Origin of the sequence: Methylobacterium ajmalii, assembly GCF_036448855.1 — a bacterium.
GTDB classification, from domain to species: Bacteria; Pseudomonadota; Alphaproteobacteria; order Rhizobiales; family Beijerinckiaceae; genus Methylobacterium; species Methylobacterium ajmalii.
In genome coordinates this window covers 54,009-80,627 of record NZ_JAZFXT010000010.1, presented here as the reverse complement: position 1 = coordinate 80,627, position 26,619 = coordinate 54,009, and the positions used below count along the sequence as shown (strand labels likewise).

Sequence of the window (26,619 nt, the reverse complement as noted above, 5' to 3'; positions counted from 1 at the left end):
GTCAGCGGGCCTCGGGCGTCTTCTCGGGCCGCCCGGCGAGGGCGACGTAGAAGCCGAGCCCGTCCTGGGACGGCAGGGTCTGGAGCCGCTCGACCCAGCCGCGGCGCTTGGCGTCGAGGAGCTGGCGTCCGACCGGCTGGAACAGGGTCTCGCCGCCGCCGGGCACCGGCCCGTCGAACCGCACCGCCACGGTCTTGCCCTTGGCGAAGCGGCTGCGCTCCAGCATGTCGGCGAGCGAGGCCTCGGCCTGGGCCCGGGGCGCGCCCCGCAGGTCGAGCACCGATTCGGCGTCGGTCACCCCGAGGGAGCCGCGCAGCTTGTTGGCGTAGAATTCGTCGAAATGGGGCAAGGGCGGCTCGGGCGTCAGAGGGGAATGCCATCGTAGAGTGCAGCGACGGGGATTTCCCCGCCGAGATCGGGCAGCGGGATCGTGTCGTCGCGGCCGAGGACGCGCAGGGTCGCGTCGGGGCCGTTTCCGCGCGACCATAATTCGACCCGGGCCTCGTCGGCATAGACGATCAGATAGGCGCGCAGGGTCTGGAGGGCCTGGTAGAACGCCGCCTTACGGCCTCGGTCATTGTTCAGTGTCGACGGCGACAGGACCTCGGCGACGATGAGAGGGTCGCGGGCATAGCCGTCCGTGAGAAGTGGGCCGCACCGCACGACGACATCGGGGATCGGCGCGTAATCGTCGACGAAGTCGTTGCGCAGCCCAAGGCCCGGTAGAGCACGGCAGCCGAATTTCGCCACGAGCGGGCGCAAGGCGGCGAGCAGATTGCTGACGATCTGCTGATGCCGCTCGCTCGGCGGTGCCATCAGCACCGCCTCGCCGTCGAGAAGCTCCCAGCGCTCCTCGTCCGGGCGCTCGCGGATCATGGCGATGAAATCGGCGACCCGCATCCGCGGGGCGCGCCGCAGCGCGAGCGACATGACGGCTCCCTGTCACCGGCGCGATGGTAGCACCGGGCGGAAGCGGACGACAGCCCGCGGCGGTGAGGCACCGCGCCCGAAGAAGGGGCGCGGTGCCGCAAGCTCAGGCGTTACGCGCCGTGCACCAGCACGTTGCGGAACTGCCAGGGATCGGTCTCGTCGATGTCCTCCGGGAAGAGGCCCGGGCGGCCCGAGAGCGGCGTCCAGTCGGTGTAGACCCCGACCACGGGGCCGAGATACGGCGTCTGGACCTCGAGGCAGCGGCGGAAATCGACCTCGTCGGCCTCGACGATGCCGGCCTCGGGGTTCTCCAGCGCCCAGACCATGCCGGCGAGCACCGCCGAGGTCACCTGGAGGCCGGTGGCGTTCTGGTAGGGGGCGATGCGGCGGGTCTCCTCGATGGAGAGCTGCGAGCCGTACCAGTAGGCGTTCTTGCCGTGGCCGTAGAGCAGCACGCCGAGCTCGTCGATGCCGTCGACGATCTCGTTCTCGTCGAGGATGTGGTGCTTCTCCTGCACCTTGCCGGCCTGGCCCCACATCTCGTGCAGCGACAGCACCGCCTCGTTGCAGGGGTGGTAGGCGTAGTGGCAGGTCGGCCGGTAGACCGCCTTACCGTCCTGGCGCACCGTGTAGTAGTCGGCGATCGAGATCGCCTCGTTGTGGGTGACGAGGAAGCCGAACTGCGCCTGCCCGGTCGGGGTCCAGGAGCGCACGCGGGTGTCGGCGCCGGGCTGCAGCAGGTAGATCGCCGGAGCGTCGTTCGGCAGGGTGCGGCCGTTCTCCGGCATCCAGGTCTCGTGGGTGCCCCAGCCGAGCTCCGCCGGCTGGTTGCCTTCCGAGACGAAGCCCTCGACCGACCAGGTGTTGACGAAGATGCCCTGCGGCTTCTCCGACTTGGCCCGCTGGGTGTCGCGCTCGGCGATGTGGATGCCCTTGACGCCCACCTCGCGCATCAGCGCGGCCCACTCCTCGCGGCTCTTCGGCTCGGGGGTCTTGAGGCCGAGCTCGGCCGAGAGGTTCAGGAGCGCCTGCTTGACGAACCACGACACCATGCCGGGATTGGCGCCGCAGCACGACACCGCGGTCGGGCCGCCCGGGTTGCGGCGGCGGGCGTCGAGCACCTGCTCGCGCAAGGCATAGTTGGTGCGGTCGGCCGGACCCGCGTTCTTGTCGAAGTAGAAGCCCGGCCACGGCTCGGCGACGGTGTCGATGTAGAGCGCGCCGATCTCGCGGCACAGCTCCATGATGTCCCGCGACGAGGTGTCGACCGAGAGGTTGACGCAGAAGCCCTGGCCGCCGCCCTCGGTGAGGAGGGGCGTCAGGATCTCGCGGTAATTGTCCTTGGTCAGCGCGACCTGCTCGAAGCGCAGGCCGTGCTCGTCGGCGAGCGCCTTGTGGGCGTCCGACGGCTCGACCACCGTGAACCGGGCCTTGTCGTAGGTGAAGTGGCGCTCGATCAGGGGCAGGGTGCCCCGGCCGATCGAGCCGAAGCCGATCATCACGATGGGGCCGCTGATGCGGCCGTGGACGGGCCAGTCGGTCATGGCGCTCAAGGTCTCCGGACTCGTGGTCTGTGGTATCGCCCCGCCTGCGGGGACACGCGCCCCCGAGCCGGTCGGCTCGACTAGCAGGTCAGGATGACGCGCGGGCGACGGGGTGATTGACCTCTCGGCTCCCCGGGGTCAACCCCGGGCAAGCCATTGTCCCGGAACGACCAAGCGTCACCACCGGGTTAACCGGCGCGCCGGAATCGTCATGCCGGAATCGCATGGCGCCGCTGCACCCGCGACGCTTGTGTGCAGCGCGGCAGCGTCCATATTGCGTTGCAACAAGAACACCGGAAACGCCCGCGCGCAATCTCACAGGAGATCCCGATGCTCGCGGTCATCACTCACTCTCTCATCGCCCCCGCCATCGACGAGCGCTCCGACATGGAGCCCGGCATCCTCACCCTCGTGAGCCGCATGGTCCACGCGATCCACGCCGCCAACCAGCGTCGCCTGGAGCGCCAGATCGGCGAGTACGTCGAGGTCAACGGCGGACGAATCACCGACGATCTCGAGCGCCGGATCGGCCAGCACTTCTGCTGATCGCACCGCCCCGGCGAGCCGGGGCAACCCACTCGATGGTCAAGCAAGGCGCCAGGGGCGGCTCACGCCCCTCAGGCGCCTTCTTGGTGTTTGGGCGCTGCTCGGCTTCGACGGATCGCGCAGCGGGCTCGACCCGAGTTGTCCTCGCCTCGAGGCTGCGCACGCGACCGGGACGACCGAGGGCAGGCCCCGAATCGCGGGAGCCGAAACCGAGTCGCCCTCGGCACGTGTGTACGACGGAAGCTCCCGCGATCACCGCACCGCTCGTGCCCGCCCCCGATCGCGAAGCGCCGAGGCGGCCAGCCACAATGCCAGTATCGCCATGATCGGCCAGGCGAGGAGCCAGGCGAAAGATCCGAAGAACAGCAGATCGGTTTGCCATCCCGCCGAGGCTTTAGGGTGGCACCGGAAGGACATCTGGGCGGAAACGTCCTGAAATCCTGCCATCTCCTCCGTCAGGGCCGCGCTCAACCGGTACTTTCCGGGAGGAAGAGGAAGCGATGTGCTTACGGCGCGGTAGAATCCCTCCGCGTCGAACCCATCGCTCCCGATATTCTCTGCTTTGCCCCAGGCCACCGGCTGCCCGGCCATGTCGCGGAAGGACCATTGCAACGGAATGTCGATCCCCTCGGCCGTTCCGTACCGCCCGACGAGGCGCCGCATGTCCTCGCGTGCGCGCGTCTTGCTGGACAGATGGAGACGGAGCCTGTGCGGGCAGGACAGGCGGACGAACACGTCCGTCTCGACCCGACCGGGAGGCGACAAGGAGAGGGACGCGTCCAGGGGATCGGCTGTGATCCATCGCGACCAGATGCCGAAGACGACCGCGAAGGCAACGACGACGAGGAGAGCAACCGTCAGCCACCGGTAGCGGATTAAGAAGGCGCCCATGATTCCCGCGTGTGCTGGGTGTTGCAGGTCGCACGAACCGGCGACGAACCGCGGCCTTTGCACGACGGGCCCCGATATCCGTCCCTCGGCCTCAGCCGCCCTCTTCGATACGGGGTGTCGTCGACGCGAGAACGGTTCGATCAGCAGGCACGCCCGGAAAGTGTCTCAATCCCCCACCAGCGCCAGATCGTCCCGGTGCACCATCGCCGCCCGGCCGGGATAGCCCAGCACCGCCTCGATCTCCCGGCTCGACCGGCCGAGGATGCGGGCGGCGTCGTCGCTGTCGTAGGCGACGAGGCCGCGGGCGAGGACGAGGCCGTCGCCCGAGCGGATCGTCACCGCGTCGCCGCGGCCGAAGCTGCCCTCGACCCGGGTGACGCCGACCGGCAGCAGGCTCGCCCCGCCCTGCAGCGCTCGGGCCGCGCCGGCATCGATCGTGAGCGTGCCGCGGGGCTCGAGCGAGCCGCCGATCCAGGTCTTGCGCGCCGCGCCCGGCGTCGAGCCGGCGAGGAACCACGAGCAGCGCGCGCCGTTCGCCACCGCCTTGAGCGGATTCTTGCCGCGGCCGTCGGCGATCATCATCTGGGTGCCGCCCTGGATCGCGATCTTGGCCGCCTCGACCTTGGTGCGCATGCCGCCGCGCGAGAGTTCCGAGGCAGGCCCCCCCGCCATCGCGTCGATCTCCGGGGTGATCCGGGCGATCACCGGCAGGTGTCGCGCGGCCGGGTCGCTCGCCGGGGGGGCGGTGTAGAGCCCGTCGATGTCGGAGAACAGCACCAGGAGGTCGGCGCCGATCATCGTGGCGACCCGGGCGGCGAGGCGGTCGTTGTCGCCGTAGCGGATCTCCGAGGTCGCCACCGTGTCGTTCTCGTTGACGACCGGGACGGCGCGCTCCTCCAGGAGCTTCAGGGTAGTGGCGCGCGCGTTGAGGTAGCGCCGGCGCTCCTCGGTGTCCTGCGGCGTCACCAGGATCTGGCCGGCGACGATGCCGTGATGGGCGAGCGCCTCCGACCAGTGGCGGGCGAGCGCGATCTGCCCCACGGCGGCGGCGGCCTGGCTCTCCTCCAGCCGCAGCGGGCCGGGGCCGAAGCCCAGCACCGTGCGCCCGAGCGCGATCGAGCCCGAGGACACCACCAGCACGTCGACGCCGCGCCCGTGCAGGTCGGCGATGTCCTCGGCGAGCGCCGCGAGCCAGGCGTGGCGCAGCCGCCCCCGCGCCCGGTCGACGAGGAGCGCCGAGCCAACCTTCAGGACGACGCGGCGGAACTGGTCGAGGCTGGGCGTGAAGGGAGGGGTGTCCTGGGAACCGGGCGCGGAGGTCGTGAGCATGGAACCGAACGTCAGGGTGCGGCGGGAGTGAGGTCCGTGTCGACGAAGTCGTCCCCCTTGAAGGGGAGCGGCAGGCGCCAGACCTTGGCCACGGCGTAAGCCATGCAGTCCCCCATGTTCAACCGCGCGGGGTGGCCGCGACCGCGCCCGAAGCGCAGAAAGGCATCCCGGGCGGCTCGAACCATCCGATGGTCGAAGTCGACCGAACGGAGAGAGGGGAGGGCCATCAGGCCGTCGAGGAAGTGTTCGGCACCTGCCGACAGGCGCGCTTCGAGAACCATGGCGGTTTCGACGAGCGTCGGCGTCCCGACGCGCGCCATTCCATTGACGGCACTGATACGAGAAAAGGCTTCGCTCTCCGGCTCGTCCAGGGCGATCGCCACCAGCGCCGACGTGTCGAGCACGATCATGCCGGCAGGCCGTCCTCGGCGTAGAGGTCCGAGTGGTTCGAGGTGGCGCCCGGCCGCCTATGAGGTGCCGTCGCCTTCGTCAACCTACGCAAGGCATCGTAGTCGCTCGTCTGGGCGGGCGTCAGTGACGCAGCGGGCGCAGCGGAGCGTACTTCCGCCTCGCGCAGGAGGCCGATCACGGCCTCGCTCGGCGTCGTGCCGAGCCGCTGCGCGACCCGCTCGGCGATCCCGACGATCTCGTCGCCCTTGATGATGAGCCGCTCGGTCATCGTGGTCTCCTCGCGGAGACAAGTCTATGGCAAGCGGGCCGGCGCAGCCAGGGCGCGGAGACGACGGCAAGGGAGTTCGTTCGCGGGTTCGTTCTTCTGGGCCCCCGTCTCACAGCTATCAGGGATGGGCGCGGCGTCCCTCACGCCTCGAGGGCGGCGGTTTCCCGCACGATGTCCGGGTAGGCGCTGTCCTGGGCCGCGTCCTGCGCGGCGGCGGCCTCGTTGAGGCCGGGGCGGGGCAGGCGGACCAGCACGATCGTGCCGATGCCCTCCTCGGAGCGGATGCGCAGGCCGCCGCCGTGGAGCTCGGCGAGCGAGCGGGCGATGGCGAGGCCGAGGCCGGAGCCCTTGTAGCTGCGGGCGAAGTTGGTCTCGACCTGCTCGAACGGGTAGCCGAGCTTCGGCAGCGCCGCCTTCGGGATGCCGATGCCGCTGTCCTCGACGAAGATGTGGACGGCGTCGAGGGCGCGGCGGGTGCGCACCGCGACCCGGCCGGCCTCGGGGGTGAACTTCACGGCGTTCTGGAGCAGGTTGACCAGGATCTGGTGCAGGGCGCGCTCGTCGGCCATCACCAGGGTGTCGGCGCTCATCTCGACGCTGACGGTGAGGCCCTTGGCGCGGGCCGGCTCGGCGATGAGCTTGAGGGCGCGCTCCAGCGCCTCGCTCACGGCGACCGGCTGCTTGGCGAGCTTCACCCGGCGGGCGTCGATGCGCGACATGTCGAGGATGTCGTCGATGACCGAGAGCAGGTAGTGCCCGCTCGATCGGATGTCGCGGCAATATTCGCGGTACTTCTCCGAGCCGAGCGACCCGAACACCTCGCTCTCCATCACCTCGGCGAAGCCCAGGATGGCGTTCAGCGGGGTGCGCAACTCGTGGCTCATGTTGGCCAGGAACTCGGATTTCGAGCGGTTGGCGCTCTCGGCCTGGGCCTTCTGGTCGAGGTAGCGCTCGGCGAGGTCGGCGAGCTGCTGGGTCTGGATCTCGAGGGTGCGGCGCGAGCGCTTGAGGTCGGAGATGGTGGCGATGAGCTGGCGCTCGGATTCCACCAGCCGCTCCTGGTGCCGCTTGAGCGCCGTGATGTCGGTGCCGACCGAGACGTAGCCGCCGTCCTTGGTGCGGCGTTCGCTGATCTGCAGCCAGCGCCCGTCGGCGAGCTCGGCCTCGAAGGTGCGGGCCCCGGCCTCCGGGAACTCGCCGGCGGGGATCTCGCGCCGCACGGTCGGCAGCGCGGCGCGGCCCATGATGGCGTCGTAGCGCCGGCCCGGCTGGGCCTCGTCCGTGGTCAGCGCGTGCAGGCGCCGGAACTTCGAGTTGCACAGGACGAGGCGGTTCTGTGCGTCCCACAGCACGAAGGCCTCGGACACCGCCTCGACCGCGTCGCGCAGGCGCATGTCGGCGGTGGCGGTCGATTCGGCGAGACGGCGCTGCTCCGAGATGTCGATGACGATGCCGACGAGGTGGCGGCCGTTATCCTCGAGGTCCTGGACGATCTCGGCCCGGGCCTTGAGCCAGACCCACTCGCCGCCGGCGCCGCGGATGCGGAACTCGTGGTCGACGGTGGTGTCGCGGGCTGCCAGCTGGCGGGCCAGCCCGTAGAGGTCGGTGTCGTCGGGGTGGACGAGGGCGTTGACGTCGCCGAAGGAGAGGAACTCCTGCTCCCGGACGTAGCCGAGGAGCTGGTACATCGAATCCGACCAGTAGATCCGGCCGCGCGGGATGTCCCAGTCCCACAGGCCGCAACGGCCGCGGCCGAGCGCCGTGTCCAGGCGCTGGCGGACCTGCTCGCAGACCCGGTCGACGGCCCGCGCCCGGTCGGCCTGGAGCGCGTAGGCGAGGCCGGTGCAGACCACCACCAGCGCCACCGCGCCGACCAGCACCGCGGCGGTGCGCGCCCGGGTCCCCCAGATCGCCGTCACCGAATCGAGGGTCTGGACCACCGCGACCTGCGCGACCCCGGCGCCCCCCGTCACCGTCCGCACGGTGGCGAGCGCCCGCTCGCCGTTGCCGAGCACCACCGGCAGCACGCCGGCGCGCTCGCCCATGATGCCGAGCACCTGCACCTCGCCGACGAGTTCGGCGAAGCTCCGGGGCAGGCCCGGGCGCTCCGGCAGGGCGGCCAGGATCGCATCGTCGGCGCCGACCAGCAGGACGGTGCGGCCGGCCGGCAGGCTGCCGACGGGAAGCAGGCGGACCAGCCGCTCGCGCAGGGTCGCGGGCGTCGCCGTCTCGGGGAGGCCCAAACCGGGCAGCGAGGCGGGCCGGGCCAGCGCCGTCGGCAGCGTGCCGGCCAGAAGGCGGGCGACGAGGTCGATCTCGCGCCGCGCATCGCCCACCACCTCCTCGCGGTGACCGGTGAGCTGCAGGGCGGTGACGGTGGCGAGGCAGATCAGGAAGGCCGCCAGCATCGCCGGGACGGCGAAGCGCAGCCAGGATTCCGCATGGGCAAGACGCTGGTGCGCCGTCTTCGAAGACCGGCTGATCCCGAGGATCGTCGCGGCACGCTCCGAGAAGGGGGCGGGATCCGCCTCCAGCATACCCAAACCCCCAACGGAACAGAAAGACAGATGCCGCGGAGGTTTTCAGCGGGCCCCCGAATCGAGCCTCAATCTGGCATTTCCACAAGCATTTTGTCCAGCGCCCCGCATCCCGGAAATGAAGTGTTAACCAGTGATCCGGGGGCCGGGCGGCCGGGCGTCCTGCGCGATTCTGCCAGTTCTCACAGGGGCTTGTGCATTATCTCGCCGGGGCGAGCGAGCGCCCGACGATGTCGCTGACGTCGGGGGAGAGGCCCGGCGCCTGCGCCACCCGCCGCAGGGCCGCCTCGGCGTGGAGGCGGCGCCCGCCCTCGACCATACGCCAAGTATTGAAGGCAGTTAGCAGGCGGGCCGCGACTTGCGGATTTTTTCCGTCGAGGGCCAGCACCACCTCGGCGGTCAGGTCGTAGCCGGCCCCGTCCGGGCGGTGGAACTGGGTCGGATTGTTGAGGCTGAAGCTCGCGATCAGCGAGCGGACCCGGTTCGGGTTGCCGAGCGAGAAGGCCGCGTGGTGCATCAGGCCGCGGACCCGCTCCAGGGTGCCGGCCTCCGGGATCATCGCCTGGAGGGCGAACCACTTGTCGAGCACCAGGGGCTCGCCGCGATAGGTCTCGCCGAAGCGGGCGAGCGCCGCCTCCCGGGCTGCGCCCGGCACGAGGCTCAGGGTGGCGAGCGCCGCGAGACGATCGGTCATCGTCGCGGCGTTCTCGACCTGACCCAGCGCCAGGGCGGTACCGGCCTGCGGGTCGGCCGCGGTCACGAGGTCGAGGGCGGCGTTGCGCAGGGCGCGGCGCCCGGCGCTCGCGGCGTCCGGGCTGAACGGCGCGCCCTCCGGCTCGACCAGCGCCTCGCGCAGCGCCAGGAGCCGGGGCCCGAGGTCGCGGCCGAGCTGCACCCGCAGGGTCTGGCGCGCGCGCCAGATCGCGTCGGGGTCGATCTCGGCGCCGATCGCCTGGGCGATCTCCTGCTCGCCCGGCAGGGTCAGGACCAGGGCGGCGAAGGCCGGATCGGCGAGGGCCTCGCCATCGAGGAAGGTCGCCAGCGCGGCGGCGAGGCCCGCGCCCTCCGTCCCGGCCTCCTCGGCCAGCGGGGCATTCGCGCGGGCGCGGCCGACCAGCGCCTCCATGGCGAGGCTCTGGGCCGCCTGCCAGCGGTTGAAGGCGTCGCGGTCATGGGCGAGCAGCGTCAGGCGCTCGTCGCGGGTCAGCGCATGCTCGACCTTCACCGGCGCCGAGAATCCGCGAAACAGCGACGGCACCGGTGCCGCGTCCAGCCCGGTGAAGACCAGCGCGTCCTCGGCCCGGTCGAGCACGAACACCCCGTCGCGCACCCGCTCGCTCGCCGCCGCGACCGGGCCGCCGCCGGGAGCGACGAGGCCGAGCGCGATCGGGATCACCAGGGGCTGGGGCGCGGCACCGGCGGCCGCCTCGGTGGCGACGACCGGAAGGCTCTGGCGGAAGGTCAGCGTATAGGTTCGCGCGGCGGCGTCGTAGGCACCCGAGACCGCGACGGTCGGGGTACCGGCCTGGGCGTACCAGCGGGAAAAGGCGGCGAGATCCCGACCGCTCTCGGCGGCGAAGGCGGCCAGGAAGTCCTCGACCGTGGCGGCGGTGCCGTCGCAGGTGGTGAAGTACCGGTCCATGCCGGCCCGGAAGGTCTCGGGCCCGAGGAGCGTGCGCAGCATCCGGACGATCTCGGCGCCCTTCTCGTAGACCGTCGCGGTGTAGAAGTTGTTGATCTCGCGATAGGCCTGCGGCCGCACCGGGTGGGCCAGCGGCCCGGCATCCTCCGGGAACTGGCGGGCGCGGAGCGTCCTCACCTCGGCGATTCGGTGGACCGGGCGCGAGCGCTCGTCGGACGAGAATTCCTGGTCGCGAAAGACCGTCAGGCCTTCCTTGAGGCAGAGTTGGAACCAGTCGCGGCAGGTCACACGGTTGCCGGACCAGTTATGGAAGTACTCGTGCGCGATGATCGCCTCGATGTTGGCGTAGTCCGCGTCGGTCGCGGTCTCGGGACTGGCCAGCACGTATTTGTCGTTGAAGATGTTGAGGCCCTTGTTCTCCATCGCGCCCATGTTGAAGTCGGAGACCGCGACGACGTTGAAGACGTCGAGGTCGTAGGCGCGGCCGAAGGTGCGCTCGTCCCAGGCCATCGAGCGGGCGACCGCGTCGAGGGCGAAGTCGGCGCGCCCCTCCTTGCCGGGCTCGACGTAGACCGCGATCTCGACGTCGCGGCCCTCCATCGTGGTGAAGCGGGAGCCGACGCGGCCGAGCCGGCCGCCGACGAGGGCGAACAGGTAGGCGGGCTTTGGGTGGGGGTCGTGCCAGATCGCGTAGTGCCGGCCCGGGCCCGCCTCGCCCTGCGCGACCGGGTTGCCGTTGCCGAGCAGCACCGGCGCGGCGTCGCGGCTGCCCTCGATCCGGGTGGTGAAGACCGCCATCACGTCCGGCCGGTCGAGGAAGTAGGTGATGCGCCGGAAGCCGTCGGCCTCGCACTGGGTGCAGTAGACGCCGTTCGAGCGGTAGAGCCCCATCAGCTTGGTGTTGGTGCTCGGGTTCACCTGCGTCTCGATCTCGAGCACGAAGGGACGCTGCGGCGGCTGGTGCAGGGTGAGCGACCGGGGCGTCACCTCGATGGCGCCGGGGCCGGTCGGCTGGCCGTCGAGCGCGATGGCGACGAGCGTCAGCTCGTCACCGTCGAGGACGAGCGGCGCGCCCGGTTCGCCCGCCGGGTTCGGCCGCAAGCCCAGGGTCGCGGTGATCCGCGTCTCGGTCGGATGCAGGCGCACGTCGAGGTCGACCCGGTCGATCAGGTAGTCGCTGGGGCGGTAATCGGCGAGGCGGACGATCGTCTGCATGGCGGGTCTCGCGGGCGCTCGCGAACGGCGCGGGGGAACAGGGCGGGGGAACAGGGTAAGGAATCAGCCTTTGCACCGCCGTCGGCCCCAGCGCAACGCCGGAGCGATGCCGGGGCTCCGGGTGAGGGAGGCCCCGGCAGGAGAGGGCTCCCCGGAGGCCGACCCGCGCCCTAGCTACGACGCCGAAACCGGGCGGCTCCCGTGCGCCCGACCACGAGGACGAGAGAGCGCCATGGAATACCTGCACACGATGGTCCGCGTCGCCGATCTCGAGCGTGCGCTGGACTTCTACTGCAACAAGTTCGGCCTGCAGGAGGTGCGCCGCACCGAGAGCGAGAAGGGCCGCTTCACCCTGGTGTTCCTGGCCGCCCCGGGCGACGCCGCGCGGGCGAAGGACACCAAGTCGCCGCTGCTCGAGCTGACCTACAACTGGGACCCGGAGGAGTATACCGGCGGGCGCAACTTCGGCCACCTGGCCTACCAGGTCGACGACATCTACGCGACCTGCCAGAAGCTGCAGGATGCCGGCGTGACCATCAACCGCCCGCCGCGGGACGGCCACATGGCCTTCGTGCGCTCGCCGGACGGCATCTCGATCGAGATCCTGCAGAAGGGCGGCGCAAAGCCGCCGCAGGAGCCCTGGGCCTCGATGCAGAACACCGGCAGCTGGTAAAGGCCGGTGCGGGCGGGCCGCCGTCGGGGCCCGCCCGCGTCTTCAGATCAGGCCCCGGCGGCCGGCGTGATGCCGAGCTCGGCGAGCTTGGCGTGGATCGCCGTGACCGGTCGCTTGAGCTTCAGGCTCATGACCGAGGCCGGGACGCCCTCCCGGGCCATGGCCCGCAGTTGCTGCACGGTGTCGAGCGTCCAGCCCGCCTCGATGTTCTCGCTCATCAGGGTTGCCTCCCGTGTCGGCCGCACGCGTCCGTGACGCCGGCCTTGAGAAAAGCAGGTAGGGAGTATCCAGGGTCCGGCAAGCCGATCGGGCGCGGCTGCCGCCTCGACGCGGATGCGCCCGCGTCCCCTTACGTCCTCGACGCGGGCATGGCCGTGGCGCCTGCGCCTTGACGCGGCGGCTCCCGCGTCGCACATCGGCGGCGTCAGCCGGCCGGGCGGCCGCTCCGGTCCTGTCAGCGGGTTCGCCCGTGCGCGGGACCGGGGAGGAAAGTCCGGGCTCCATGAAGAGACGGTGCCGGATAACGTCCGGCGGGGGCGACCCCAGGGACAGTGCCACAGAGAGCAGACCACCGGGCGGATCCTCGCGGATCCGGGCCGGCCAGGGTGAAAGGGTGCGGTAAGAGCGCACCGCGGACGCGGCAACGCGGACGGCACGGCAAACCCCACCGGGAGCAAAACCGAATAGGGGCGGCACGCGCGCTCGTCGCGCAGGGCTTCTTCAGGCCCGTCGCCCGGGTTGGTTGCTCGAGGCGGCCGGCAACGGCCGTCCCAGAGGAATGGCCGCCACGTTCGGGCGATCCTCGCGGATCCTCCGGGCCATACAGAACCCGGCTTACAGGCCGGCTGATACCCAATTTCCCGATGATCACATCCTCCGCCCCGCGGCGCGAACCCGCCGGGCGCGAGGATTTGTCGACGTAGAGCGCGGCGCACCCCGCGAACAGGCGGCACGGCCTCGACTTTCCCGGGACGCCCGCCGTCGGGCACAAGCCTTCGTTAACCTTGCTGGTCTCTGATGGCACACGGACGGGTGCTGCCCGTCGCGTGTGCCCTCGCGTTGACGACCCCAGAGGCCCATGATACCCCGAGCCACCCCGTTCCCGGCGATTCCCGCACCGGCGACCACGTCCCGCGCGAGCGGGCCCGATGGCCGCGCGGCGATGTCGGGCGTGGACAGAGCGGCGCCCCGGCGCCGGACCCGGCCGGCCTCGGCCCGGCTCGTGCGGACTGCGGAGCACCATGGATCGTCACGCGTCAGAGCGCGCTCGCCGCGCGCGGTGTGTCGTCGTCTCGGGAGGCCGGCCGTGACCGACGCGCCCCACATTCCGGTCCTGCTCGACGAGGTCCTGGGCGCGCTGCGCCTCGGCGACGCGCCGGCCCGCATCATCGACGGCACCTTCGGGGCCGGCGGCTATACCAGGGCCATTCTCGCCGCCCATCCGGGCAACCAGGTGCTCGCCATCGACCGCGACCCGACCGCGATCGCCGCCGGGCAGGCGCTGGTGGAGCGGGAGGCCGGTCGCCTCGTCCTGGTCCAGGGCCGCTTCGGCGACCTCGACGCCCTGGCGCGCGACCACGGCTTCGCCGACGCCGACGGCGTCGTCCTCGACATCGGCGTATCGTCGATGCAGCTCGACCAGCCCGAGCGCGGCTTCTCGTTCCGGTTCGAGGGCCCCCTCGACATGCGGATGGAGCGGGCCGGCGAGAGCGCCGCCGACCTCGTCAACGAGGCCTCCGAGGCCGCGCTCGCCGACGTGATCTACCATTACGGCGAGGAGCGCCGGGCCCGCGCGGTCGCCCGCGCCCTGATCGAGGCGCGCCGGCGCGGCCGCATCGAGACCACGGCGGCGCTCGCGGAGATCGTCGCGGGCGTCGTGCGGGCGGAGCCCGGCAGCGGCATCCACCCGGCGACCCGGACGTTCCAGGCCCTGCGCATCGCGGTCAACGACGAGCTCGGCGAGTTGCAGCGGGCCCTGCACGCGGCCGAGCGGACCTTGCGCCCGGGCGGACGCCTCGCGGTGGTGACCTTCCACTCGCTCGAGGACCGCATCGCCAAGCAGTTCTTCTCGGCCCGCAGCGGCCGGGCGGTGGCCGCCTCGCGCCACCTGCCGATGGCGGCGCAGCCCGCGCCCCGCAGCTTCACCCTCGCCACCAAGGGCCCGGTCGCCGCCGGCGAGGCCGAGTGCCGGGCCAACCCGCGCGCCCGCTCGGCCAAGCTCCGGGCCGGCGAGCGCACCGACGCAGCCCCGCCGCCGCCGCTGACGGCGCTGGAGGCCCTGGCCTCCCTGCCCGAGCCCCAGACCCGGGGAGGGCGCCGGTGATCCGCCTCCTGCACCTCGCGGCGATCGCCGGGCTCATCGCCTCGGCCATCTACGCCTACTCGATCAAGTACGACACGCTCTACCAGGCCGAGCAGGTCGCGAAGCTCAAGACCCGCCTGCGCAAGGAGCGCGACGCGATCGCGGTCCTGCGCGCCGAGTGGCAGCTGCTGACCCGGCCCGACCGGCTCCAGGGCGCGGTCGACAAGTACCTGACGCTGGAGCCGATCGGCACCAGCCACCTCGCGCGGCTCGCCGACCTGCCCGCCAAGGTCGATCGCGGCGACGAGATCGCCCGCAAGCTCGAGGCGCTCGGCCTCGGCGCCACCGCGACCCCGGCCGCCAAGGACCGCGCCCCCTCGACCACCGGCGCCACCGCGGCCCGGCCCGAGGAGCCCCGCACCACCGGCTCCACCTCCACCCGCACCCCGACCGCCAAGAGGTAGGCGCCGTGACCCAGGATTCGGACTTCCAGGCTCACGCTCCCCTCGACCCGGACGCCGTGCCGGAGACCGGCGCGCAGCCCGTGGACGACGCCCCCCAGCCCGTGCCCGGCCGCAGCCTCGCCGCGCTGCTGCGCGGCGGCGTGCTGGCGATGTTCCGCCTCTCGGTCGAGCGCAGCGCCGCCCGCGTCGGGCTCGTCAGCCTGGTCTTCGGCGCTGTGTTCCTCACCCTGATGGGCCGGCTCGCCAGCTTCGCGCTGTTTCCCGACGATCCGGTCACCGCCTCGGCCCGCCGCGCCGAGGCCGGCGGCACGACCCAGATCCGGCCCGACATCATCGACCGCAACGGCGAGATCCTGGCCACCGACATCCGCACCGTCTCGGTCTTCGCCGAGCCGAAGAACATCTACGACAAGGACGAGGCGGTCGAGCTGCTCACCGCCGTCCTGCCGGAGATCAACGCCCGCGACCTGCGCGAGAAGCTGTCGTCGAAGAAGGGCTTCGTCTGGGTCAAGCGCGAGATCACCCCGCGCCAGCAGGTCGAGGTGCATCGCCTCGGCATCCCGGGCGTCGGCTTCCTGCCGGACCACAAGCGTGTCTACCCGAACGGCACCGCGGCCGCCCACATCCTCGGCGTGACCAACCTCGACAATGTCGGCATCGCCGGCATCGAGAAGTACATCGACCGCCAGGGCCTGCGCGACCTCACCAGCCTCGGCTTCGTCGAGAAGTCGGCCGACATGGCGCCGGTCCAGCTGTCGATCGACCTGCGGGCCCAGCACGCGGTGCGCGATGAGCTGGCCTGGGGCATGGAGCATTACCGCGCCAAGGCGGCGGCCGGCTTGATCCTCGACGTGACCACCGGCGAGGTGATCGCCCTCGCCTCGCTGCCCGATTTCGACCCCAACGAGCCGAAGGACGCGCTCGATCCCGACCGCATCAACCGGATGAACGTCGGCGTCTACGAGATGGGCTCGACCTTCAAGGCGATGACACTCGCCATGGCGCTCGATTCGGGCAAGTTCAACGTCAACTCGACCTTCGACACCCGCGGCGGCGTGCTGCACTGGGGCCGGCAGAAGATCCACGAGTACCACGGCACCAACCGGGTCATCACGATGCCGGAGGTGTTCACCCACTCGTCGAACATCGGCTCGGCCAAGATGGCGCTCGGCATCGGCGTGCCCGGCCACAAGGCCTTCCTCAAGAAGATGGGCCTGCTCGACCGCCTGCGCACCGAATTGCCGGAGAGCGCCGAGCCGATCATCCCGCCGCGCTGGACCGAGATCAACACGATCACCATCGCGTTCGGCCACGGCCTCGCCGTGGCGCCGCTCCAGGCCTCGGCGGCGGTGGCGGCGATCGCCAATGGCGGCTTCCTGATGACGCCGACCTTCCTCAAGCGGACCGAGGCCGAGGCGCGCGAGAAGGCGACGCAGGTGCTCTCGGCCCAGACCAGCGAGGCGATGCGCTACATCATGCGCCTCAACGCCACCGAGGGCTCGGCCAAGAAGGCGGCGATTCCCTACTACTACGTCGGCGGCAAGACCGGCACCGCCGAGAAGGTCATCCGCGGCCGCTACGTCAAGAACCGGCTGTTCACGACCTTCATGGCGGCCGCTCCCATGGACAAGCCCAAATACCTGTTCGTCACGATCATGGACGAGCCGCAGGCGGTCGCGGCGGAATCGGGCTCCTACGCCACCGCGGCCTGGAACTCCGGCGTCGTGACCGGCCGGGTCATCGCCCGCGTCGCCCCGATCCTCGGCCTGCCGCCGCAATTCGAGCCGCCGGCCAAGCCCTTCCCGCTTATGGTCAAGCTCGGCGCCTATCACGTCAACCAGGTGGACGGGCGATGAGCCTCACCCTCGGCGACCTTTTTCCGCAGGCCGGTCGAGCCGCCGGCCTTCCCGTGGCCGGCCTCACCGCCGACAGCCGCAAGGTCGAGCCCGGCTTCGTGTTCCTGGCGGTGCCCGGCACCGCCGCCGACGGCCGGTTGTTCGCCGCCAAGGCGGCGGCGGCCGGCGCGGTCGCGATGGTGGCCGAAGGCGCGCGTCCGGCCGACCTGCCCGATCCGGTCGCCTACCTGACGGTGCCGGACGCGCGCGTCGCGCTCGCCGCCGCCGCCGCCCGGCTGCATCCGGGCCAGCCCGGCACCGTCGTCGCGGTCACCGGCACCAGCGGCAAGACCTCGATCGCCGACTTCGTGCGCCAGATCCTCGGCCGTCTCGGCCGGCAGGCGGCGAGCCTCGGCACGCTCGGCGTCATCACCACCTCGGGCGCGGCCTACGGCTCGCTGACGACCCCCGACCCGATCACCCTGCACGAGACCCTCGACCGGCTCGCCCGCGACGGCGTGACCGAACTGGCGATGGAAGCCTCGTCGCACGGCATCGAGCAGAGCCGCCTCGACGGGGTACGCCTGACGGCGGCGGGCTTCACCAATCTCGGCCACGACCACCTCGACTACCACGGCACGCCGGAGGCCTACCTCCAGGCGAAGCTCCGGCTGTTCACGACGCTCCTGCCCGAGGACGGCACCGCGGTCGTCAACGCCGACGGGCCGCAGAGTCAGGCGGTGATTGCGGCGGTGCGCGAGCGTGGAATCCGCCTCGTCACCACTGGCCGGGCCGGGGAGGGGGTCCGCCTCGTCTCCGCCCGCCCGGAGGGCTTCGCCCAGCGCCTCGAGATCGCGGTGGCGGGGACGACCCATGCGGTCGACCTTCCCCTCGTCGGGACGTTCCAGGTCGAGAACGCGCTGCTGGCCGCCGGTCTCGTGCTCGCGACCCCGGCCGGCGCCGGGCGCGAGGCCGAGGTGATCGCGGCGCTCGGCCACCTCGCGGGCGTGCCCGGACGGCTCGAGCGGGTCGGCACGGTGCGGGATGCGCTCTGCATCGTCGACTACGCCCACAAGCCCGACGCGCTCGCCAACGTCCTAGACGCGTTGCGCACCTTCACCACCGGGCGCCTCGTCTGCGTCGTCGGCTGCGGCGGCGACCGCGACCGCGCCAAGCGCCCGCTGATGGGCCGGATCGCGACCGAGAAGGCCGATCGCGTCATCGTCACCGACGACAATCCCCGCAGCGAGGACCCCGCGACGATCCGCGCCGCGATCCTGGCGGCGGCACCCGGCGCCGAGGAGATCGGCGACCGCGCCGAGGCGATCCGGGCGGCGGTGCGCGACCTGCGCGCCGGCGACGTGCTGGTGGTCGCCGGCAAAGGTCATGAAACCGGCCAGATCATCGGCGACCGCACGTTGCCCTTCTCCGACCGCGACGCGGTCCTGAGCGCGATCGAGGAGTCCCGCGCATGACCGAGCCCCTCTGGACCCTGGACACCGCCGCCGCCGCGATGGGCGGCCGCGCCGTCGCGGACGCCGCCGCGTCCCGCGACCTGTCCGGAATCTCGATCGACACCCGCACCCTCAAGGTCGGGGACCTGTTCTTCGCCATCCGGGGCGAGGCCCGCGACGGCCACGACTTCGTGCGCGACGCGCTCGCCCGCGGCGCCGGCGCCGCGGTGGTGGCCGAGGAGCGCGCCGCCGACCTCGCCGAGGCCGGCCCGGTGATCGCCGTGCCGGCCCGGGACGAGGACGGCGTGCTCGCCGCCATGCGGGGCCTTGCCGCCGCCGCGCGCGCCCGCACCGGCGCGCGGGTGCTCGCCGTCACCGGCTCGGTCGGCAAGACCGGCACCAAGGAGGCGCTGCGCCACGTGCTGGCCGCGCAAGGGGTCACCCACGCCTCGGTCGCCTCCTACAACAACCACTGGGGCGTCCCCCTGACCTTGAGCCGGATGCCGGCCGCGAGCGAGTTCGGGGTGTTCGAGGTCGGCATGAACCATGCCGGCGAGATCGCGCCGCTTACCCGGCTGGTGCGGCCCGAGATCGCGATCGTCACGACCGTCGAGCCGGTCCATATCGAGCATTTCCGCTCGCTGTCGGGCATCGCCGACGCCAAGGGCGAGATCTTCTACGGCCTGGAGCCCGGCGGCGTCGCGATCGTCAACCGCGACAACCCGAACTTCGAGCGGCTGAAGGCCCATGCGCTGGCCTCGCGGGCCGGTCGCATCGTGAGCTTCGGCGAGCACCGCGAGGCCGACGTGCGGGCCGAGCGCATCGTGATGCGGCCCGACCTCTCGATCGTCGACGTGCGGGCGATGGGCCAGGCCGTGACCTACCAGCTCGGGACGCCTGGCCGGCACACGGCCCTGAACTCGCTCGCCGTCATCGCCGCCGTGCAGGCGCTCGGCGCCGACCTGGCGCTGGCGGCCCTGTCGCTGGCCCAGCTGCGCCCGCCCGTCGGCCGCGGCGCGCGCACGATGCTGCGGATCGGCGACGGCGAGGCGCTGCTCGTCGACGAGAGCTACAACGCCAACCCGGCCTCGATCCGGGCCGCGCTCAGCACGCTGGCCGGGGCCGAGACCGCCGGCCGCCGCATCGCGATCCTGGGCGACATGATGGAGCTCGGCGCGGACGCGCCCGCCCTGCACCGCGAGCTGGCCGGGGCGGTCGAGGAGCACGGCATCGACCTCGTCCTCACCGCCGGCCCGCTGATGCAGGAACTGTTCGAGGCGCTGCCGGCCTCCCGGCGCGCCGCGGCCCGGCCGACCTCGGCCGAGCTCGTCGATCCGGTGCTCGATCTCGTCCGCCCCGGCGACGCCGTGATGGTCAAGGGCTCGAACAGCACCCGCATGGGCCGGATCGTCGAGGCGCTCAAGGCCCGCTACGGCGCCCAGGACCAGGATCTCGCCGTCGGCCGGTCCGGCTGAGCCCACCTTCAGGAAGCTGTCGCAGTGCTGCCGGCATAAGCCCGGCGCTGCCGCTCGCCCACGATCGGATATCCTTGGGATGCTCTACCTCCTCTCCGACCTGAGCGGCGTGTTCTCGCCGCTCAACGTCTTCCGCTACATCACCTTCCGCACCGGCGGCGCGCTGTTCACCGCCGGCTTCTTCGTGTTCTGGTTCGGGCCCTGGATCATCTCGCTCCTGCGCCTGCGCCAGGGCAAGGGCCAGCCGATCCGCGAGGACGGCCCGCAATCGCATCTGCTGACCAAGCGCGGCACGCCCACCATGGGCGGACTGATGATCCTGGCGGGCACGCTGGTGGCGGTCGTGCTCTGGGCCAACCCGCGCAACCACTACGTCTGGATCGTCATGATGGTGACGCTGGGCTTCGGCGCCATCGGCTTCTACGACGACTACCTCAAGGTCACCAAGCAGAGCCACAAGGGCTTTTCCGGCAAGTTCCGCCTCGGCCTCGAGGCGCTGATCGCGATCGCGGCCTGCACCGCCATCGCGGAATATTCGGCCCCGGGCCTCGCCTACCGGCTCGCCTTCCCGGTCTTCAAGGACGCGATCATCAATCTCGGCCTGTTCTACGTCGCCTTCGCGGGCTTCGTGATCGTGGGCGCGGGCAACGCGGTCAACATCACCGACGGCCTCGACGGGCTCGCCATCGTGCCGGTGATGATCGCGGCGGCCACCTTCGGGATCATCGCCTACCTGGTCGGCAACGTCATCTACGCCTCCTACCTCCAGGTGAACTACGTTCCAGGCACCGGCGAGCTGGCGGTGATCTGCGGCGCCCTGATCGGGGCGGGCCTCGGCTTCCTGTGGTTCAACGCGCCGCCGGCCCAGATCTTCATGGGCGATACCGGCTCGCTGGCGCTCGGCGGCCTGCTCGGCACCGTGGCGGTGGCGACCAAGCACGAGATCGTGCTCGGCATCGTCGGCGGCCTGTTCGTGCTGGAGATCCTGTCGGTCATCATCCAGGTCGCGTCGTTCAAGCTCACCGGCAAGCGCGTCTTCCGCATGGCGCCGATCCATCACCACTTCGAGCAGAAGGGCTGGAAGGAGCCGCAGGTCGTGATCCGGTTCTGGATCATCGCCGTGGTGCTGGCGCTGCTCGGCCTGGCGACGCTCAAGCTGCGGTAGGGGCGGCGAGGTCGGACCTTGCAATCTCGGCCGCCGCTTGGAAGGAAGGCGCTTTCCCTCTTCCACACCGGGAGGGGGGAGGCGCCCTTCGATCATCCGGCGGAACCCCGCATGACACCCTCCACCACCTTCGCCGGCCGGACGGTCGCCCTGTTCGGCCTCGGCGGCTCGGGCCTCGCCACGGCGCTCAGCCTCAAGGCGGGCGGGGCCCGGGTGATCGCCTGCGACGACAACCCGGCCCGCATGGCGGCGGCGCGCGAGCAGGGCATCGAGACCGGCGACCTGCGCGGGGCGGAGTGGAGCACCTTCGCCGCCCTCGTCCTCGCGCCCGGCGTGCCCCTGACCCACCCGGTCCCGCACTGGACCGTGGACCTCGCGACGGCCGCCGGCGTCCCGGTGATCGGCGACATCGAGCTGTTCTGCCGCGAGCGGGCGGCGACCAGCCCGGACGCGCCCTTCGTCGCCATCACCGGCACCAACGGCAAGTCGACCACCACGGCGCTGATCGCCCACGTCCTGGCGGCCGCCGGACGCGACGTGCAGATGGGCGGCAACATCGGCACGGCCATCCTGTCGCTCGCCCCGCCGTCGCCGGAGCGCGTCCACGTCATCGAGCTGTCGTCGTTCCAGATCGACCTGACGCCGTCGCTCGCACCCACCATCGGCGTCCTCCTCAACCTCACGCCCGACCACCTCGACCGCCACGGCGACATGGCGCGCTACGCCGCCATCAAGGAGCGGCTGGTGACCGGCGCCGCGCATGCGATCGTCGGCGTCGACGACGCGTATTGCCGCGCGATCGCGGCGCGTCGCACGGGGCCGCTCACCCGGGTCCATGTCGGCGAGGCGGGGGAGGGACCGGGCATCCTCGCCCGCGGCGGCATCGTCATCGACGGGCGCCGGGAGCCGGCGGAGCCGGTGGCGGACCTCGCCGGCATCGGGTCGCTGCGCGGCGCCCACAACTGGCAGAACGCCGCCATCGCCTACGCGGTGGCGAGCGCGCTCGGCGTGACGCCGGACGCCTTCGCGGCGGCGCTCGCGACCTTCCCGGGCCTGCCGCACCGGATGGAGGAGGTCGGGCGTCGCGGCCCGGTCCTGTTCATCAACGATTCGAAGGCCACCAACGCCGACTCGACCGAGAAGGCGCTGTCGGCCTTCCCACGGGTCCACTGGATCCTCGGCGGCAAGCCGAAGGAGGGCGGGATCGCGAGCCTCGCGCCGTACTTCCCGCGCGTCGCCCACGCCTACCTGATCGGTGCGGCGAGCGACGACTTCGCCGCCACCCTCGACGGTCATGTGCCGTTCAGCCGCTGCAGCACGCTCGCCGCCGCGGTCGCGCAGGCCGCCGGGATGGCCGAGGCGGATGCGGCGGGCGAGCCGGTGGTGCTGCTCTCGCCGGCCTGCGCCTCCTACGACCAGTTCCGCAGCTTCGAGGATCGCGGCGACCAGTTCCGCGACCTCGTCCGGGCCCTGCCGGGCCTGCGCCCTCCCGGGGCCTGAGCGCCGACCTCGGCCCTCCCGCATCCGCGGCGGCGTTCCCAGGGCGGGCAAATCGGCGTAAGGGGCTTGCCGCCGGACGGGCCTCGCGCGGGCCCGGCGCGCGCCCGGGCGGTGCCTTTCCGCATCCGCCCTCGTGCCGGCCCCTCCATGCGCTGCCAGCCGGTGCCATGCTCCCTCCCCAACACCTTCTGCCCGCCGAGTCCCAGGCTCCCGCGACCACGCCCGCGCACGTCCCGCACCGGCCGGGGCCACGCAAGATCATCAGCTGGAACCTGCTGCGACGGACCGGCGCGACGGTCGATGCCCTGGAGGCGCTGATCGCCCAGGAGAAGCCGGACCTCCTGCTGATGCAGGAGGCCACCGTCGACATCACCGAGCTGCAGGCGCGGGTCGGCGGGCACTACGCCTGGGCGCCGCTGCCGAAGCGCATCCACGGTCTCGCGATGTGGAGCCCGACCCCGTGGCCGAGCCCGCCGCGGGTGATCACGCTGCCCTCGGGCGCGCTCATCGACCGGGTCTGCCAGATCCTCGATCTCGGCTCGTTCGGGGTCGCCAACGTCCACCTGTCGCACGGCCAGGTGCTCAACCGGCGCCAGCTGCGCCGCATCGCCCAGAACCTGCCGGTGCGCGCCGCCGTGCTCGGCGACTACAACATCGTCGGGCCCGCCCTGCTGCCGGGCTTCCACGATGTCGGGCCGCGCCACCCGACCCACGCCATGGTCGACATCGTGCCCCTGCGCCTCGACCGCTGCCTGGTCCGCGGGCTCACCTGCCGCGGCCAGGCGGTGCTGCCGCGGGGCGCCTCCGACCACCGGCCGATCGTGGTCCACCTCGAGCCCGGCAACCCGCAGGGGCGGCGCGAGCCGCTGCGCGACAGGATCGCGGCGTTCCGCGACCGGGCCGAGGATCTCCGCAAGCGGGTGCCGCTCAAAGATATGGCAGCAGCAATCGGACGGCGGCGTCGCGCAGCCGCACGGCCATCCCGCGAGAGTTGAGGTCGTCGGCGGTCAGCCGCGCCTCCATCTTGGCCTGCATCAGCCGGTTGAGGTCGGCGGCGAAGTCGGGGTCGTAGACCTCGACGTTGAGCTCGAAGTTCAGGCGGAAGCTGCGGCTGTCCCAGTTGGCGCTGCCGACGAAGCACCAGGCGTCGTCCACCACCATCAGCTTCGAGTGGTCGAAGGGCGGCCGGTCGAGCCAGATCCTGACGCCGGCTTCGAGCAGCGGCCCGACATGGGCCCGCGTCGCCCAGTCGACCACCCGGTGGTTGCTCGCCTGCGGGATGATGACGTCGACCGTGACGCCCCGCATCGCCGCGAGGCCGAGCGCCGTCAGCAGCATCTCGCTCGGCAGGAAGTAGGGGGTGGCGAAGCGCACCGAGTGCCGGGCGGTGGCGAGCGCCTCCAGCACCACGAACTCGATCTTCTCGATATCGGCGTCCGGCCCCGAGGTGACGACCCGGGCGAGCGACGCGCCGGCGGGCGGGATCTGCGGGAACCAGGCCGGCCCCTCCAGGTCCTCGCCCTTGACGAAGGCCCAGTCGCGCCAGAAGGCCTGGGCGAGCTGGCCGACCACCGGCCCGTCGATGCGGAAATGGCTGTCGCGCACCGGCTCGGGCGGGTCCTTCGCCATGACGTTCTCGTCGGCGATGTTCACTCCCCCGACGAAGCCGACCCGGCCGTCGATCAGAAGAAGCTTCTTGTGGGTGCGCAGGTTGAGGAACGGCATCCGCCAGGGCAGCGCCGAATGCATGAACAGCCCGGCCGGGATTCCGAGGCCGCGCAGGCGCCGGTACATCGCCGGAAAGAAGTAGCCGCTTCCGATGCCGTCGATCAGGACGCAGACCGCGACGCCCCTGGCCTGCGCGGCGTTGAGCGCCGCCGCGAAGGCCCGGCCGCTGTCGTCGTCGCGCATGATGTAGCTCGACAGCGCGACGCTGGTCTGCGCCTCGGCGATCGCCAGGAGCATCGCCGGATAGGCCTCGTCGCCGTGGCGGTAGCGCCGGACGCTGTTGCCCGCCACCAGCGGCAGGCCGCTGATCCGTTCGACGGCGCGCCGCAAGGGGGCGAAGGCCTCCGGCACCTCGGCCACGGGGGCCGGCGGCGCGCCGGGCCGCGGCCCGGGCAGCACCGGCAGGCGGCGGGCGCGCCGGCTCACCCGGTTGATGCCGAACATCACGTAGAGGAGGCTGCCGAGCATCGGCGAGAGCCAGCCGAGGCCGATCCACCCGATCGCCGCGCCGACCTCGCGCTTGTTCATCAGCACGTGGACGGTGACGATGACCGCGAGCGCCAGGCCGATCGGCGCCAGCACCTCCGACTGGATCGCGGCCGGGATGCCGAGCCAGCGGTAGATCTCGTGTTCCACGCGGGTCTCCTGCCGGCGCCGTCCGAGGGCCCGCGCCCTGCCGTGCCCCGATCGGTTCCACCGGATACGAAAGGATGGAGGCGGAATCCACTCGGCGGCGCGGCCATCCACGCCCGACAAACAAAAATCCCCCGCCCCGGGGAGGGGCGAGGGATCCGGTCTCACGAAAAGCCTGAGGCGATCAGGCGCTCAGCGCTTCCTTGGCCCGCTCGGCGCGCTTGCGGTCGTTCGGGTCGAGGACGGCCTTGCGCAGGCGGATCGACTTCGGGGTCACCTCGACCAGCTCGTCGTCCTGGATCCAGGCGAGCGAGCGCTCGAGGGTCATGCGGATCGGCGGGGTCAGGCGGACCGCCTCGTCCTTCGAGGTGGTGCGGATGTTGGTGAGCTTCTTGCCCTTGAGCACGTTCACCTCGAGGTCGTTCTCGCGGTTGTGCTCGCCGATGATCATGCCCTGGTAGACCTTCCAGCCGGGCTCGATCATCATCGGGCCGCGGTCCTCGAGGTTCCACAGGGCGTAGGCCACGGCCTCGCCCTGGTCGTTGGACATCAGCACGCCGTTGCGGCGGCCGGCGATCTCGCCCTTGTAGGGCTCGTAGGCCTTGAACAGCCGGTTCATGATCGCGGTGCCGCGGGTGTCGGTCATCAGCTCGCCCTGGTAGCCGATCAGGCCGCGGGTCGGAGCGTGGAACACCAGGCGCAGGCGGTTGCCGCCCGACGGGCGCATCTCGATCATGTCGGCCTTGCGCTCCGACATCTTCTGCACGACGACGCCGGAATACTCCTCATCGACGTCGATCACGACCTCCTCGATCGGCTCCATGATCTCGCCGGCCTCGTCCTTCTCGAAGACGACGCGGGGACGCGACACGGCGATCTCGAAGCCCTCGCGGCGCATGGTCTCGATCAGGATCGCGAGCTGCAGCTCACCGCGGCCCGAGACGTAGAACGAGTCCTTGTCGGCGGCTTCCTCGATCTTGAGCGTCACGTTGCCCTCGGCCTCCTTGAACAGGCGGTCGCGGATCATGCGGCTCGTGACCTTGTCGCCCTCGGTGCCGGCGAGCGGCGAATCGTTCACGATGAACGACATCGTCACGGTCGGCGGGTCGATCGGCTGGGCCTGGATCGGGGTCTCGACCTGCGGGTCGCAGAAGGTGTCGGCGACGGTGCCCTTCACGAGGCCCGCGATCGACACGATGTCGCCCGCCTCGCCCATCTCGATCGGCTGGCGCTCCAGGCCGCGGAAGGCCAGGATCTTCGAGACGCGTCCGGTCTCCACCACCTTGCCCTCGCGGTCGAGGACCTTGATCGCCTGGTTCGGCTTCACGGTGCCCGAGGCGATGCGGCCGGTGATGATGCGGCCGAGGAAGGGGTTGGCCTCCAGCAGCGTGCCGAGCATGCGGAACGGGCCGTCCTCGGTCTTGGCCTGGGGCACGTGCTCGAGCACGAGGTCGAAGAGCGGCGCCAGGCCGTCCTCCTGCGAGCCCTCGGGCGAGGTCGCCATCCAGCCGTTGCGGCCCGACCCGTACAGGATCGGGAAGTCGAGCTGGTCGTCGGTGGCGTCGAGCGCCGCGAAGAGGTCGAACACCTCGTTCACCACCTCGGTGATGCGGGCGTCGGGCCGGTCGACCTTGTTGACCGCCACGATCGGGCGCAGGCCGATCTTGAGCGCCTTCGAGACCACGAACTTGGTCTGCGGCATCGGGCCCTCGGCGGCGTCGACGAGCACGATCACGCCGTCGACCATCGAGAGGATGCGCTCGACCTCGCCGCCGAAATCGGCGTGGCCGGGGGTGTCGACGATGTTGATCCGGGTATCCTTCCAGACCACCGAGGTGGCCTTGGCCAGGATGGTGATGCCGCGCTCCTTCTCGAGGTCGTTCGAGTCCATCGCGCGCTCCTCGACCCGCTGGTTCTCGCGGAACGAGCCGGATTGCTGGAGCAGCTTGTCGACCAGGGTCGTCTTGCCGTGGTCGACGTGGGCGATGATGGCGATATTGCGCAGCTTCATGGGATATCCGAAGCAAACAAAGCCCGGCACACCGCGGGCCGCCAGGATGGCAGCCGGACGCATCGA

22 protein-coding genes and 1 other RNA gene are annotated in these 26,619 nt (G+C 71.5%); 11 read left to right on the top strand and 12 right to left on the bottom strand.

The features are described 5' to 3' along the window. Position 1: 1 nt before the first annotated feature. The 3 genes from V3T34_RS04415 to V3T34_RS04405 all read right to left on the bottom strand — a co-directional run bounded on the left by V3T34_RS04415 (position 2) and on the right by V3T34_RS04405 (position 2,474). On the bottom strand, positions 2–349 hold the full coding sequence (locus V3T34_RS04415; RefSeq protein ID WP_060845510.1) for a hypothetical protein: 348 nt from the start codon (positions 347–349) through the stop codon (positions 2–4). Positions 350–363: 14 nt separating this feature from the next. Then, a complete protein-coding gene (locus V3T34_RS04410) occupies positions 364–930 on the bottom strand; it encodes a Uma2 family endonuclease (RefSeq protein ID WP_305077425.1) in 567 nt (188 codons plus the stop codon). A gap of 110 nt (positions 931–1,040) precedes the next feature. Further along, entirely contained in the window at positions 1,041–2,474 is a 1,434-nt protein-coding gene (locus V3T34_RS04405) for a homospermidine synthase (protein WP_060845512.1), read from the bottom strand. A 330-nt stretch (positions 2,475–2,804) separates the two neighbouring features. Between V3T34_RS04405 and V3T34_RS04400 the strand changes: the two genes are divergently transcribed. After that, positions 2,805–3,020, top strand: coding sequence for a hypothetical protein (locus V3T34_RS04400; RefSeq protein ID WP_048428297.1), 216 nt, complete (start codon positions 2,805–2,807; stop codon positions 3,018–3,020). 252 nt (positions 3,021–3,272) lie between these two features. Here the strand turns inward: V3T34_RS04400 and V3T34_RS04395 are convergent, their stop codons facing one another. The 6 genes from V3T34_RS04395 to pepN form a co-directional block, all read right to left on the bottom strand. After that, positions 3,273–3,911, bottom strand: a complete 639-nt coding sequence (locus tag V3T34_RS04395; protein ID WP_305077426.1) for a hypothetical protein — start codon at positions 3,909–3,911, stop codon at positions 3,273–3,275. A gap of 165 nt (positions 3,912–4,076) precedes the next feature. Beyond that, complete coding sequence (proB, locus tag V3T34_RS04390; protein ID WP_060845514.1) at positions 4,077–5,240, bottom strand: glutamate 5-kinase; 1,164 nt, start codon at positions 5,238–5,240, stop codon at positions 4,077–4,079. A gap of 11 nt (positions 5,241–5,251) precedes the next feature. After that, positions 5,252–5,650: a type II toxin-antitoxin system VapC family toxin gene (locus tag V3T34_RS04385; RefSeq protein ID WP_305077427.1), complete on the bottom strand. Its 399-nt coding sequence runs from the start codon at positions 5,648–5,650 to the stop codon at positions 5,252–5,254. Continuing rightward, on the bottom strand, positions 5,647–5,919 hold the full coding sequence (locus V3T34_RS04380) for a hypothetical protein (RefSeq protein WP_305077428.1): 273 nt from the start codon (positions 5,917–5,919) through the stop codon (positions 5,647–5,649). The genes V3T34_RS04385 and V3T34_RS04380 overlap by 4 nt, the downstream gene beginning before the upstream one ends. Before the next feature lie 140 nt (positions 5,920–6,059). Further along, positions 6,060–8,456 (bottom strand): PAS domain-containing sensor histidine kinase, encoded by a 2,397-nt coding sequence (locus V3T34_RS04375; RefSeq protein ID WP_060845517.1) that lies wholly within the window; start codon positions 8,454–8,456, stop codon positions 6,060–6,062. A 199-nt stretch (positions 8,457–8,655) separates the two neighbouring features. Continuing rightward, a complete protein-coding gene (pepN, locus tag V3T34_RS04370; protein WP_331369103.1) occupies positions 8,656–11,313 on the bottom strand; it encodes an aminopeptidase N in 2,658 nt (885 codons plus the stop codon). A gap of 232 nt (positions 11,314–11,545) precedes the next feature. On the opposite strand from pepN, the gene V3T34_RS04365 reads away from it, so the two are divergent. Further along, positions 11,546–11,986, top strand: a complete 441-nt coding sequence (locus V3T34_RS04365) for a VOC family protein (protein WP_305077430.1) — start codon at positions 11,546–11,548, stop codon at positions 11,984–11,986. 47 nt (positions 11,987–12,033) lie between these two features. Here V3T34_RS04365 and V3T34_RS04360 read toward each other — a convergent pair whose 3' ends face one another. Then, positions 12,034–12,204: a hypothetical protein gene (locus tag V3T34_RS04360; RefSeq protein ID WP_305077431.1), complete on the bottom strand. Its 171-nt coding sequence runs from the start codon at positions 12,202–12,204 to the stop codon at positions 12,034–12,036. A 206-nt stretch (positions 12,205–12,410) separates the two neighbouring features. Between V3T34_RS04360 and rnpB the strand changes: the two genes are divergently transcribed. The 9 genes from rnpB (at position 12,411) to V3T34_RS04315 (ending at position 23,176) form a co-directional block, all read left to right on the top strand. After that, an RNA gene (rnpB, locus tag V3T34_RS04355) (RNase P RNA component class A) lies at positions 12,411–12,839 on the top strand. Positions 12,840–13,292: 453 nt separating this feature from the next. Then, a complete protein-coding gene (gene rsmH / locus V3T34_RS04350) occupies positions 13,293–14,309 on the top strand; it encodes a 16S rRNA (cytosine(1402)-N(4))-methyltransferase RsmH (protein WP_060845520.1) in 1,017 nt (338 codons plus the stop codon). Continuing rightward, on the top strand, positions 14,306–14,752 hold the full coding sequence (ftsL, locus tag V3T34_RS04345) for a cell division protein FtsL (RefSeq protein WP_060845521.1): 447 nt from the start codon (positions 14,306–14,308) through the stop codon (positions 14,750–14,752). The genes rsmH and ftsL overlap by 4 nt, the downstream gene beginning before the upstream one ends. 5 nt (positions 14,753–14,757) lie before the next feature. Then, positions 14,758–16,608 carry a peptidoglycan D,D-transpeptidase FtsI family protein gene (locus V3T34_RS04340; RefSeq protein WP_407942671.1) on the top strand — a complete coding sequence of 617 codons (1,851 nt, stop codon included), beginning with the start codon at positions 14,758–14,760 and terminating at the stop codon, positions 16,606–16,608. Then, positions 16,605–18,062 carry a UDP-N-acetylmuramoyl-L-alanyl-D-glutamate--2,6-diaminopimelate ligase gene (locus V3T34_RS04335; RefSeq protein ID WP_305077432.1) on the top strand — a complete coding sequence of 486 codons (1,458 nt, stop codon included), beginning with the start codon at positions 16,605–16,607 and terminating at the stop codon, positions 18,060–18,062. Before V3T34_RS04340 ends, V3T34_RS04335 begins: the two co-directional genes overlap by 4 nt. After that, positions 18,059–19,516 carry a UDP-N-acetylmuramoylalanyl-D-glutamyl-2,6-diaminopimelate--D-alanyl-D-alanine ligase gene (locus tag V3T34_RS04330; protein ID WP_091886056.1) on the top strand — a complete coding sequence of 486 codons (1,458 nt, stop codon included), beginning with the start codon at positions 18,059–18,061 and terminating at the stop codon, positions 19,514–19,516. Before V3T34_RS04335 ends, V3T34_RS04330 begins: the two co-directional genes overlap by 4 nt. A gap of 79 nt (positions 19,517–19,595) precedes the next feature. Beyond that, on the top strand, positions 19,596–20,681 hold the full coding sequence (gene mraY / locus V3T34_RS04325) for a phospho-N-acetylmuramoyl-pentapeptide-transferase (RefSeq protein ID WP_060845525.1): 1,086 nt from the start codon (positions 19,596–19,598) through the stop codon (positions 20,679–20,681). Positions 20,682–20,792: 111 nt separating this feature from the next. Next, entirely contained in the window at positions 20,793–22,181 is a 1,389-nt protein-coding gene (murD, locus tag V3T34_RS04320; protein ID WP_305077433.1) for a UDP-N-acetylmuramoyl-L-alanine--D-glutamate ligase, read from the top strand. A gap of 167 nt (positions 22,182–22,348) precedes the next feature. Further along, on the top strand, positions 22,349–23,176 hold the full coding sequence (locus V3T34_RS04315) for an endonuclease/exonuclease/phosphatase family protein (protein ID WP_082742365.1): 828 nt from the start codon (positions 22,349–22,351) through the stop codon (positions 23,174–23,176). On the opposite strand, the gene V3T34_RS04310 is transcribed toward V3T34_RS04315, so the two are convergent. Together V3T34_RS04310 and typA are read right to left on the bottom strand one after the other, a co-directional pair. Further along, positions 23,109–24,545 (bottom strand): phospholipase D-like domain-containing protein, encoded by a 1,437-nt coding sequence (locus V3T34_RS04310; protein ID WP_305077434.1) that lies wholly within the window; start codon positions 24,543–24,545, stop codon positions 23,109–23,111. The genes V3T34_RS04315 and V3T34_RS04310 overlap by 68 nt on opposite strands. Positions 24,546–24,726: 181 nt before the next feature. Beyond that, on the bottom strand, positions 24,727–26,553 hold the full coding sequence (gene typA / locus V3T34_RS04305; protein ID WP_060845528.1) for a translational GTPase TypA: 1,827 nt from the start codon (positions 26,551–26,553) through the stop codon (positions 24,727–24,729). Positions 26,554–26,619 lie beyond the last annotated feature (66 nt).